General features: G+C 35.5%; 10 protein-coding genes, 1 other RNA gene and 1 riboswitch. Of the genes, 8 read left to right on the forward strand and 3 right to left on the reverse strand.

What is annotated here, in order from left to right:
* Positions 1-225: 225 nt before the first annotated feature.
* Positions 226-882 (reverse strand): TIGR01906 family membrane protein, encoded by a 657-nt coding sequence (locus QA584_RS04015; protein ID WP_278273217.1) that lies wholly within the window; start codon positions 880-882, stop codon positions 226-228.
* Positions 883-1,365: 483 nt separating this feature from the next.
* A riboswitch (ZMP/ZTP riboswitch) is annotated at positions 1,366-1,447 on the forward strand.
* 272 nt (positions 1,448-1,719) lie between these two features.
* Between QA584_RS04015 and purH the strand changes: the two genes are divergently transcribed.
* Positions 1,720-3,357 carry a bifunctional phosphoribosylaminoimidazolecarboxamide formyltransferase/IMP cyclohydrolase gene (gene purH, locus QA584_RS04020; protein WP_331487832.1) on the forward strand — a complete coding sequence of 546 codons (1,638 nt, stop codon included), beginning with the start codon at positions 1,720-1,722 and terminating at the stop codon, positions 3,355-3,357.
* Positions 3,358-3,644: 287 nt separating this feature from the next.
* Here the strand turns inward: purH and QA584_RS04025 are convergent, their stop codons facing one another.
* Positions 3,645-3,845 (reverse strand): cold-shock protein, encoded by a 201-nt coding sequence (locus QA584_RS04025; RefSeq protein WP_278273218.1) that lies wholly within the window; start codon positions 3,843-3,845, stop codon positions 3,645-3,647.
* Positions 3,846-4,133: 288 nt separating this feature from the next.
* On the opposite strand from QA584_RS04025, the gene QA584_RS04030 reads away from it, so the two are divergent.
* On the forward strand, positions 4,134-4,697 hold the full coding sequence (locus tag QA584_RS04030) for an NfeD family protein (RefSeq protein WP_278273219.1): 564 nt from the start codon (positions 4,134-4,136) through the stop codon (positions 4,695-4,697).
* A gap of 64 nt (positions 4,698-4,761) precedes the next feature.
* On the opposite strand, the gene QA584_RS04035 is transcribed toward QA584_RS04030, so the two are convergent.
* The gene (locus tag QA584_RS04035) at positions 4,762-5,424 is read right to left on the reverse strand and encodes an Ig-like domain-containing protein (RefSeq protein ID WP_278273220.1); all 663 of its coding nucleotides are present in this window, start codon (positions 5,422-5,424) and stop codon (positions 4,762-4,764) included.
* A gap of 298 nt (positions 5,425-5,722) precedes the next feature.
* Between QA584_RS04035 and QA584_RS04040 the strand changes: the two genes are divergently transcribed.
* The 6 genes from QA584_RS04040 to QA584_RS04065 all read left to right on the forward strand — a co-directional run bounded on the left by QA584_RS04040 (position 5,723) and on the right by QA584_RS04065 (position 12,220).
* On the forward strand, positions 5,723-6,415 hold the full coding sequence (locus tag QA584_RS04040) for a response regulator transcription factor (RefSeq protein ID WP_278273221.1): 693 nt from the start codon (positions 5,723-5,725) through the stop codon (positions 6,413-6,415).
* 200 nt (positions 6,416-6,615) lie between these two features.
* Positions 6,616-8,103: a sensor histidine kinase gene (locus QA584_RS04045; RefSeq protein WP_278273222.1), complete on the forward strand. Its 1,488-nt coding sequence runs from the start codon at positions 6,616-6,618 to the stop codon at positions 8,101-8,103.
* 62 nt (positions 8,104-8,165) lie between these two features.
* Positions 8,166-8,344, forward strand: a non-coding RNA gene (ssrS, locus tag QA584_RS04050) — 6S RNA.
* Positions 8,345-8,640: 296 nt separating this feature from the next.
* Positions 8,641-9,216 carry a nitrilase-related carbon-nitrogen hydrolase gene (locus QA584_RS04055; RefSeq protein WP_278273223.1) on the forward strand — a complete coding sequence of 192 codons (576 nt, stop codon included), beginning with the start codon at positions 8,641-8,643 and terminating at the stop codon, positions 9,214-9,216.
* Positions 9,217-9,259: 43 nt separating this feature from the next.
* Positions 9,260-11,248 carry an NAD(+) synthase gene (locus tag QA584_RS04060; RefSeq protein ID WP_278273224.1) on the forward strand — a complete coding sequence of 663 codons (1,989 nt, stop codon included), beginning with the start codon at positions 9,260-9,262 and terminating at the stop codon, positions 11,246-11,248.
* A gap of 210 nt (positions 11,249-11,458) precedes the next feature.
* Positions 11,459-12,220: a hypothetical protein gene (locus tag QA584_RS04065; RefSeq protein WP_278273225.1), complete on the forward strand. Its 762-nt coding sequence runs from the start codon at positions 11,459-11,461 to the stop codon at positions 12,218-12,220.
* The last annotated feature ends 226 nt before the right edge of the window (positions 12,221-12,446 follow it).

Raw genomic sequence — 12,446 nt, forward strand, 5'->3', positions numbered from 1 at the left:
TGGATAGTAGTTAACAAATAATAGATGTAGTAATAGACAATAGTTAACAGATAATAGAGTAACAAATAAACAGGCTTTGAAAGAGATACACTCTTCTAAAGCCTGTTTTTACTAATAATCACAATTGAAATAAATAGCTAGGTATGCCTGATGCCAACGCAGCAGATGTAAATTCAGGCAAGGGATTAGTCAGGATATCAGTCTGGTTATCGATGACAGGACATTCTAATAATGTCTGTTGGTAAAATAACTTCTTCTTCCCTTTTTCCGGGAGAGTAAAAACAGTACGACACTGCCGATTACAACAAATGCAATAATAACAATAAGTTCATGGAGAAAAAATGTATCCGGTAAGATTGTTATAACCGGGTCGGTCACCGGATCAAACAGCCAGTAGTTGTTCCTGAAAAAAATCTTATGGAATATAACAAAGGCAGCATCAAAATTAATTGCACAGCCAAGGGCTGTTACCGCTGGCAGGACTAGAACTGTTATTGAGGATACTAATAAGTAACTTCGGTCTTTTTTCCGCATTTTATATAAGATAATGATAATAACGGCAATTAACGATGCAAAACCAACATAATAAAAGGATACGAATATATTCTTCACTTCTTTAAAATGCTGTAATCCCGAGGCAGAAGCGGCCAAAGTAGGGAATTTTAAATCACCTTTAAAAAACGGTGAATTATAATCAATGAGGGTGTCATAATTCTCGATAATCACCTGTCGGTCAATGCCTGAGGTTTCTGCTATTTTTAAATGGGATATATCATAATAATAAATAAATCTGAAATTAACGGCAGCAATAACACCGATGGAGATAAATAATAAGGTAAAAACAAATCCAATTAAAATATCCGTAAATTTAAATTTTCTCATACTGACTAACTCCTTATCTTAAGCGGCTGGTTTATCCATAATAACCTAGTATAGCCAATTATTATGTGATTCATTATATTACAAAAATCTTATTTATTCAATTCTTGGTTTGCTGGTATTCGGAAATTAATTTGGCTATATTTTAATGTGTAACGATTATTTTCTATCGGGTGTATAGGTAATGTGCTCAATTGCTAGAATGATTGCCATATAATGGAATAAGTGATAGTATTAATTTATTGTAATAAAGTATAAATAACATTGTGTAGCTATTGGTGTAGAATTAGTTGTTTTTGGAATTGTTTTAACCTATTAATTTATAGTGAAAATATATGTTATTATTTTAGAAAAGGAAAAATAAATTAATTCCATATTACATAGTAATTACTTAGATTATCTGCACAAGACTGTATAAATTAGCACATTCAGAAATCATCCTAAAAAACTCATTGAAATTTAAGATAAAGTATAGTAAACTAAAATAAGAATTTGTATGACTGGCGGAAGTGGGAGTTAACCCACGGGAAGTACAAATAATATTGAGCCGACCGCCTGGGCAGCCTTTGGTAACCTTATATATTTATTATAAGTGTTCACACAGGTTACCCAGGCGGTTTTCTATTTGTCAGATGATTTAAACAGGTTAGTAGTATTGGTATAGTATCAGACATAACGGAGTACTACTATTAAAAGCATCTCAAATCTTATAGAAAATAGTGTGTTAAGCTTCTTAACACTTTGTCCTGACGGGAAGGTTGAAAGAAAAAATAGAAAGAATGCCACAATACATTCTTTCAAAGGTTGAAAGAAAATTAAAAAGTAGAAAGGTGCCACAATATGATTCTTTCAACCAGTGGAACTTGTTTCACATTTTTACGTGGCAGTATCGCAAGAGGACTTGCGATACATATGGGTGTAACTATGAGAGCATTAATCAGTGTGTCAGACAAAACAGGAATTGTAGAATTTGCAAAGGAATTAGTGTCACTGGGCATGGAGATTATTTCTACCGGCGGTACCTACAGTAAGTTAAAAGAAGCCGGTGTAGCTGCCACCGAGATATCTGAATTAACAGGATTTCCAGAATGTCTGGACGGGCGTGTAAAAACTCTGCATCCAGTAGTACATGCTGGACTCCTTGCTATGAGAAGCAAACCAGAACATATGAAACAATTAGAGGATTTAAAGATTGAGACCATTGATATGGTAATCGTTAATTTATATCCTTTTAAATCCACCATATTAAAGGATAACGTAACCCGTGAAGAAGCAGTGGAAAATATCGATATCGGAGGTCCCACTATGCTCCGTTCAGCCGCCAAGAACTATCAGGATGTAGCTGTAGTGGTTGATCCGGCGGATTATGACACGGTGCTGAATCAGTTAAAAACGGAGGGTAAAGTAACCTTAGATACCAAGTTTTATTTCATGCAGAAGGTGTTTATGCATACCTCTAACTATGATACCATGATTGCTGATTACTTAAAGAAACAGAGAAATGATCAGGAACTTCCGGAAACCCTTACCATGACCTTTGAAAAGGTTCAGGATATGAGATATGGTGAAAACCCTCACCAAAAAGCAGCTTTTTACCGTGAAATCGGTAAGAAAAAAGGCTCCATCACGGATGCAGTGCAGTTAAACGGCAAAGAATTGTCCTTTAATAATATTAATGATACCAACGGCGCCCTGGAACTGTTAAAGGAATTCACAGAACCTACGGTAGTAGCCTGCAAGCATGGCAATCCTTGTGGTGTAGGCAGTGCGGATAACATTTTGGATGCCTGGACAAAAGCCTTTGAAGCCGATAAAGTATCAATCTATGGCGGAATCGTAGTAGTGAACAGAGAAGTAACCTTAGAATTGGCAGAAAAAATGAAAAGCGTCTTTTTAGAAGTCATCGTAGCGCCAAGTTATGAGGAAGAAGCCCTCTTAGTACTACAGACGAAGAAAAATGTACGTGTGCTGGAATTAAAGGATATTGAAGTACCTCAGGATGAAAATGCCTATGACTTAAAGAAAGTAAACGGCGGCTTGATTGTCCAGACCATCGACAGCAAACTGTTAATAGAAGAGGAACTAAAAACGGTAACAAACCGGGTACCTACAGATAAAGAAATGGAAGACATGTTATTTGCCTGGAGAGTGGTTAAATTTGTGAAATCTAATGGCATTGCCCTTGCCAAGGATAAACAGTCCATCGGAATCGGACCGGGACAGGTAAACCGTGTATGGTCGACGAAACAATGTATCGAGCATGCGGCTGAATTAATCAGCGAAGATGCCACAAAGGGTGCTGTACTGGCTTCGGATGCTTACTTCCCTTTTGATGATAGTGTAGAGGCTGCCCACCAGGCAGGAATTACCGCTATCATTCAGCCGGGCGGATCAATCCGAGATGAAGATTCTATTAAGAAATGCAATGAATACGGGATTGCTATGGTATTTACCGGAATGAGACATTTTAAACACTAAGAAAGCCGTTGTTAGGTTGTTGCAGAATTCAGTTACAAAATACGGTTGCAGGTTGATAATAAATAGTACAGTATATATTGATTAATTCGATTTTATTAGAGCTTTGTCACCTGGTTCATTTTTTGTGAACAAAAAAGAGGATGTCGGCAGTTGGAGTAATCCAATCAGCAAGACATCCTCTTTTCGTTATAACCTTTACGCATAAATCTGTATAATTAATTTAATATTATAATTGTTCTGATTATTACGTATGATCCATGATTATAACTATAGGTCAGCCGCAAAAATTATAATTTGGTTACGTTAGCTGCCTGAGGTCCTTTTTCTCCATTCACAACATCAAATTGAACAGCCTGACCTTCTTCTAATACTTTAAAGCCATCCATATTCAGTGCTGAGAAATGTACGAATACGTCATTACCCTCTTCATCAGATAAGAAACCAAACCCCTTTTTTGCATTAAACCATTTTACTGTACCCTTTTTCATAATTGCCTCCTAGTGCGTTAAAAAATTAAATCATACCATAATTAGTGATGATAGACTAAATTTACCACAAAAGGTATTAAATGTCAATCTTTGGAGCGCTTACAAGTGACCAAATTTACAGATATTTTTTAGTATATTTGCCTTATTTTTCATCAAAATATTAAATAAGGATTCAAATTTTATTTTTTAATCTAATTTTAATAATTATATAAGCCAAGTTTAATTTAATAGCCATATGATAGTATTAAGCAGACTATAAAATTAAGGAAAAACGAAGGAGGGTTAGAGATGCTCATACTATATCAGATAAGTTTTTTTATCGGAGTGGCTCTTGCAATACTAGCTTTTCTCCTGGGAAATCGCTTGGATGCTGTAATGGACGGTTTGAAATCCGAATTTTTTGGAGATAAGGTATCGTTGCCTTTAAGCTCTATCTTAATAGAATTATTTTTAATCAGTTTTGGCGGAACCGGGTGGACACTTCTGGCGGTAAGAGCAGCGCTGCCCATTCCAGTGATACTTATTGTTGCAGCTGCCACCGGTTTGGTTATATGCTTTTTGGCTTACCGGCTGGTGCTTAAACCCTTAGAAAAAGTCAAAAATGCGGCTTTTCCAGGCGCAGAAGATTTAGTAGGACTCCAGGCAACAGTTTCACAAACAATCCAAACTGGAGAATCTGGGGAAATCCGATATATTATTAATGGAAAAAGTATAGCTTCACCTGCCAGAGCAACCAACGGCGGTGATATTATGGAAGGTAAAACAGTGGCAATTTGCTGGATTGAAGACAGTATCTTTTATGTGACAAATTCAGAAGACCAAGGGATTAAGACAGTTCAAGAAATACGATGAGGAACGAGTTTTTAAATATCAAAAAAACTGTCAGATTAATACCTGACAGTTTTTTTGTTCCCTATTAATTAGTACCGGATTTTTCCGGTTCAGTACTTGTATTTGTGTCTTTTTCAACTACTGTTACTTTACACATATCATATTTACCATTGCTGATTGATGCGAATACATAGGTAACGCCAGCAGATTTAGCTGTTATTCTTCCACCAATACTAACATTGGCTATCGTAGAATCGTTGCTGGAGAATTTAGCTTCTTCCACCGTATTATTTGGCTTTAAAATTGCAGTTAACGTAGTCTTATCACCAACTGTCAGAGTAATATCTGTTTTAGTCAAAATAATACTGATTGCCGGAGGCCCTACGGTTACCTCGCAGTTTAGAGTAGCAATTGTTTTAAGTCCGGCTTTAACTGTCACAGTAATAACTGCTGTTCCATAATCAACCGCGGTAATGGTACCCTTATCATCAACGGTAGCGACTGAGGCAGTATCTGACTTGTACGACACTTTATTGGTGTCTGAAATATTATATAACTTCAGATCAAAAGTAGTATCTTTTACAAGGGATTTACTGCTGACATTTAACTTAATGTCAGTCTGTTCAGTATCCACAGAGGATGCTTCGGCAATAATGCTATTGCCGGCAATGGGAATTGGTATGATCACAGTGAAGAATAAATACAAGCCAAGTGCCAAAAGACACTTTTTAAATAAAGATTTTTTCATGGCGTTGTCCTCCAAATCGTCATTCTTCCCCAGGCTGTCTGCAAATGCAAACTTAATAGTAAAAAAAGAATTTTTCACACCCACCTATCATAAAATTACTATAATACTAGTTTTTGTCAGAAACATGGCAAAATCTTAAAAAAAACGTAAGAATTTAAGGAGAATTTTAATATATATTGTGCCATTTACTCTTGTTTTTAACCTGTAAAATGGGCTATAATAAGTATTGACGTATGTCAAAATAAAATATAAAATGATAAAATTTTTATTGTTATAAATTTAATCGGAGGAAGACACCATGCAATATATATTAATTGCCGATGACAATCATGATATTACAGATGTGCTATCTACATATTCAAAAAAGGAAGGACTGGAACCGATCATTGCTTATGACGGAGAAGAAGCTTTTCGTTTATTTGAACAGCATAATCCAGTCGCTGTGCTGCTAGATGTTATGATGCCAAAAGAAGATGGGTATGAAGTATGCCGTAAGATTCGGGCAAAATCTAATGTGCCGGTTATTTTAATAACAGCCAGAGGCGAAGATTTTGAACGTATTATGGGACTGGACATTGGTGCCGATGATTATATAGTAAAACCCTTTAGTCCAAGTGAAGTAATGGCCAGGGTAAGAGCGGTACTAAGACGTATGACCAGGACAGAAAAGGATATAAAGAGCGGGAATATTATATCTCTTTGTGATATGATTATTAATTTAGACGAATATACCCTACATATTAATGGTTCAAAAATGTCCTTGACGAAAAAGGAAATCGAAACGATGTGGACGCTTGCTAAAAACCCCAACAAGGTATTTACCAGGGATAATCTGCTGGATAGTTTATGGGGATTTGATTATTTCGGTGACAGCAGGACAGTTGATTCCCATATTAAACGTCTTAGGGCAAAACTTGATACCGTAGATCATCCGGACTGGAATATAAAGACCATCTGGGGTGTCGGTTATAAATTTGAGATTGCGGAATAATTAAGGGCTTGTACGAAAAGACATAGCTATTCCGGGCAACTTAGGCTATATATCATTTCTAAAGAAACTGCCTCGCAGTTTCTTTTAGGTTAGGTTATGGCAGGTAAAGAACTAAGTCAAATATCAGAATATCTGATATATATGGTTTTGGATACGATCTGATGGTTTGGCTAAAAATATGTTAAGCAGTGGGTATTAAGATGGATAAGAAGAGTAAGGGCAGGACACCAGGCCGGCTGTTTTTGAAAGTATACATAAATTACGCGATTGTGCTGACTGTGTTGGCAGTCTTAATAGGGCTTATCTTTTTAAATCTGTATAAGACCAAAACAATTGACAATTACAAGTATAAGCTGAGAAATCAGGCTACCAGTATATCTTCCCAATTATCGAAAATGATTAGCGATGGTCAAGAGGAAAATTATATTGAAGATTTGGAGATATTAGAGAAACTAGATCCGGATAAACCGGATATCTGGACCATATCCAATCCCCAAGCGGCCCATCCTCTGGATAAGAATTTAGCGAATGTTAATCTGGATGATGTTAAGCTGTCCCAGGACTGTATTGATGTCATCAATGCAGCATTTCAGAACCAGATTATGTATGCCAGTGGTTATTATGAAGAATTAGGCGGTGAATCTGCTATTCTTGGTATGCCGGTAATCATTAACGGGGAAGTAATTGGTGCTATTTTTTTGAGGTCCGAGATAAAAGAGCAGGTTGAAATTATACAAAACAGTATGTACCTAATATTCTTAAGCGTTGGTGTTGCACTGTTAATATCCTTTATCATTGCAATTTTATTTGCAAGAGGTCTATCCAATCCTATCACCAAGATGAGAAATACGGCTCTGGAACTTGCGGGCGGCAAATATGAAAGCAAGACGGAAATCACCAGGAGGGATGAACTGGGGGATTTGGCACAGACCATTGACATACTAGCTGATGAATTAAAGGAAAATGAAATAGAGCGGCAGAACAGGGAACAGGTCCGGGTGGATTTCTTTGCTAATGTATCCCATGAGCTCAGGACCCCTATTACGGTAATCCGGGCTTACGCGGAGTCATTGGTAGACGGTGTTATTACTGATGAAGAAAAGATGAATCAGTATCATGAGAGAATGCTAATGGAATGCAAGGGTATGGAGCGCCTGGTCGGAGATTTGTTAGTGCTGTCTAAAATGCAGAATCCGGATTTTGTTGTGGAAAAAGAACCCGTCAATATTAGTCAGGTATTTGATGATTTAATCCGAAGCGTACACGCCATCAGTTCTGAAAAAAATATAACCCTTGAAATTAAAAAAGACCGTCCGGTTTATATGATGATGGGCGATTACGACCGCTTAAGACAGATGTTCCTTATTATTTTAGATAACGCCATTAAATTCTCAAATGAAAATTCTGTCATACACATAAATTTATCGAAGCTGGACAAACTAGTAATATCAATTCGGGATGAAGGCATTGGAATTTCAGCCGAAGATTTACCAAGCATTTTCGACAAATTCTATAAATCCAAATTAAAACAAAATGAGCAGGGTTCCGGTCTTGGACTTGCAATCTCAAAGCAAATTGCCTTAAAACACAATGGTACGATTGAGGTTAACAGTACCCTTGGTGCTGGCACAGAATTTGTATTTACCTTCCAATGTTTGGAGGAATATGTAGAAGAGTTAGACATTTAGTGCTAATTATGTCATAAAGAACTTGAAAAATCCATTATGGTAATGTATAATAAAGTCACAAGAAGTTCCTGGGATGTACGACACTCCTGTTATTTTGAACCTACATGATATAATATGGGATTCCTACATCCGTAAGATTATGTCAGGCCACCGTTTGCAGTGGAAGACAGAGGCTTATGTGCGGAAACCCACCTAGCTTTGCTAGGAGTCAAAATACAGGAAACGGCGTTTCGGGTACATGAACAAAAGATGAAGGGCAGCTTTAGCTGCCTTTTTTTACTGAATAGACGAGTAAAGTTCGTCAGCAGATGGGAGTTAGGTTGAAAAAACAAGAGAAGTTTTTTGGGCATCCTGATTTGTATGTGTGCTAAAGCACACAGATGGGAGTTAGGTTGAAAAAACAAGAACAGTTTTTTCAATATCCTGATTTGCATGTGTGCAAAAGCACACAGATGGGAGTTAGGTTGAAAAAACAGGAACAGTTTTTTCAACATCCTGATTTGCATGTGTGCTAAAGCACACAGATGGGAGTTTTATATGAAACATGGATTTGTTAAAGTTGCTGCAGCTACCCCAAGGATACAGGTAGCAAACTGTATTTATAATGCGGATAGAATCATCGAACTAATTGAACAGGCGGAAAAAGATCAGGTAAAAGTACTTGCCCTGCCGGAATTATGCCTTACCGGATATACCTGCGGAGAACTTTTTTTACAGGATACCCTGTTAAATAGTGCTGCTGCTCAGCTTGCACGAATCGAAGCGTACACTGCCGGTAAAGAGGTTTTGGTTACTCTTGGGGTGCCAATCACTACAGAAGGCAAACTTTATAATACGGCAGCAGTGATACAAAACGGTCAGCTCCTTGGTTTTGTTCCAAAGAAAAACCTGCCGAACTATTCTGAATTTTATGAGGCAAGATATTTTAACGCCGGTCATGAAAAGGTGGAATACATTAATTTTAATGGGAAGAAAGTTCCGCTTGGAACGAATCTTTTGTTTCGATGCTTAAATATGCTGTCTTTAACAATCGGTATTGAAATCTGCATATGGTACATTTTAAATATGTTCAATAATTATATATATAATATGAATAAATATAGCTATAGATGATGAACACATTTTTATATCAGTCATGAAGAAAAGGAGTATAAATATGAATGATTTTATAAATAATGGAATCATTGAAGTAGCTACATTAACACCTAAGTCAGTACAAATAGGAAACCCAGCCTACAATGTAGATAGGATGTTAGAACTTATCAATGATGTTAATAAAAAAAATAGTAATGGTGAGAGACAGACAAGAATCGTAGTATTTCCAGAACTTTGTATTACTGGTTATACTTGTGGAGACTTATTTAATCACTCCACATTAATTAATAGTGCTATTAATGAATTGTTTAGATTTGTTGAAAAATCCAATAATGAATTTAATCCAATTATGTTTGTGGGAATGCCGTTAAGGAAAGATAATCAATTGTTTAACTGTGCAATACCCATTCATAAGGGTAAAATACTTGGTATAATACCTAAGACATATATTCCAAACTACAGTGTGTTTTACGAATCTAGAAATTTTAAACCTTCATTCGATAGAATTAACGATGAAATGACCATTAGAGGTGTTACGTATCCTTTTACAACAAATTTACTTATTGAAGATGAGGTATCAGGAGCGGTTATCGGCACTGAGGTGTGTGAAGATTTATGGGGACCGATACCTGTGTCTTCATATCATTGTTTGCATGGTGCTAATATCATAGTGAATCTTTCAGCAAGTAATGAGACTATTGGTAAATCAGATTACCGAAGGGATTTAGTTAGGATGCACTCAGCAAGGTGCATGTGTGGCTATATCTATGCATCTGCAACATCTGATGAATCTACAACAGATAATGCATTTTCAGGACATTGTATTATAGCCGAAAATGGATATGTAATATCAGAATCAATATTTTTTAGCAATACAGAGATAACTTATGGTGAAATTGATATTGAAAAATGTATCAATGATAGGACAATGAATAGTTCATATATGATTATCCAAGAAAAGAAAGAATATAAATGTATAAATACTAAAACATTTGAGCCTGTTTCTCATAAATTTAAATCAAACAAGGAACTATCTGTCTTACCATTTGTGCCTCATAATATTGACAGCCGTTCCGAAGAGATTATGAATATTCAAATCACAGGATTGGCTCAAAGGCTTAAAAAAATACATTGTAGTAATGCTGTAATAGGTATATCGGGGGGCTTGGATTCTACACTGGCATTAATTGTAACGGTAGAGGCATTTAAGTTAAATAATTATGATATGAAAGGTATCATAGGAATTACAATGCCTGGTTTTGGTACAACCTCCAGAACTTTAGAAAATTCTAAGAAGTTAATGGAAGCTTTGAATGTAACAATATTGGAAATTCCGATAAGAGATGCTTGTATTCAGCATTATAACGATATTCAACATAATATCGATATTCATGATATAACCTATGAGAATGGACAAGCAAGAGAGCGTACACAAATTCTCATGGATATGGCAAATAAATATAATGGTATTGTTGTGGGAACAGGTGATTTGTCTGAGTTAGCTCTTGGATGGTGTACGTATAATGGAGACCAAATGAGTATGTATGGGGTAAATGCATCTATTCCAAAGACATTGGTAAGAAGTATTGTTAAATCCTATGCAAAAAAGCAAGCTGATGATATCAAGGATACACTTCTTGATATCTGTGATACACCGATTAGTCCTGAGTTATTGCCTCCAAATCCAGACGGAACAATTGCCCAAAAAACCGAGGATGCTATTGGCTCATATGCGGTGCATGATTTTGTTTTATATTATATGTTGAGATATGGATTTGGTCCTAAGAAAATATATGAGTTGTATGTTAATTCGTTGGAATTACAAGCTGTTAGAAAAGGTGTAAATCTTGATATAATTGATAAACAAAGTATACTAAGAGACATGAGAACTTTTTATAAAAGATTCTTTGCACAGCAATTTAAACGTTCTTGTATGCCAGACGGCATTAAGGTTGGTTCGGTTTCGTTATCTCCAAGAGGTGATTGGAGAATGCCAAGTGATGCTTCTGCAGAAATATGGCTGAAGGAGCTTGATACGGTTGAGATATAATACAATAAAAGGATAACCTACTAAGAAAGTCGATTATTTTTCTTACTATAAATTATATATGTGACTTCTTAGAGACGGTGGTTTTCTGTTCTACTCAAGCACAATCGAGAGCCGGGGAAACGACTCGTTTTTCCCGGCTCGTATTGACCAATTTACTGACTTGGAGTAATATGTAAAAATAAGTATAAACAAAACATAGTGAGGATTAGTATGGGATATAAGTTAGTAACCTTTCAAGATGTAGGAAAGTATACAATTTTTAAAGAAATTACTGAGGAAGAATTGAAAGCAGCTCAAGAAAGTATAAGAGCCTTACAAAAAATCATGATTTGTAAGGACTATTATTATATAGTTGTTGATAATATAGATGATTGGCAGAAATCATTACAGAGTTGTGATTTTTTAGATAATAAAAGTTTTACAGCTTTAAATAGATATATGTACAACATTTTAGGTGCTTATTATGCTTGGGTAGAATTTTATGAAACAAACTATAAAGATATCTTTGGTGTGGTAAAGAAGAATTACTATGATAACTATTTTACATATAGAATGATTTATAATTTAAGAATATATATGACACATTGTGAAATGGGTATAACTCAATCAGAGATAAATTATGATAAGCAGGAGGTACATATTTATGTATCTCCGAAGAATCTAATTGAAAAGGGTAAATCAAGGTTACAAAATAAAGTGGTCAAGGAATTGGAAGAAATGATATCCGAGAATAAATTGCTTGATGTTGAGATGCTAATTAATGATTTTAAAGATATTTTTACCGATATGAACAAGGACCTTACTAAGGCGCTTAATCCTAAAGTAAAAGAGAATCTAAACTTTTTGTATGATTGTATATCTAAAGAGGGTAAGTTAGTACAATGTTCATTTATTTTCGATGAAGATAAAAATGAAGTAATATTAGATATACCAACATATATCAACTTATTTCTAAAGAAAATGGCATCTTAAGTTATAACAGTAAAAATGAGCCGGAGATTATGAAATCAGGCTTGAAAATTCTTTTATTGTAGATAAGATGGAACCAAACCTAAAAGAAGCTAATTCATTTGGAATAAAAGGTACATTAACCATAAGTAATAAGAAGGGTAAAGTTTTATTTGTTGCACCTGCCAATGAATGCGAGATTTTATATTATAGCTCTCCATGGGCTGTTTGGCACAGGACCCAAGTGTCA

This window comes from Anaerocolumna sp. AGMB13025 (assembly GCF_029689925.1).
In the GTDB taxonomy this organism is placed as follows: Bacteria; Bacillota; Clostridia; order Lachnospirales; family Lachnospiraceae; genus Anaerocolumna.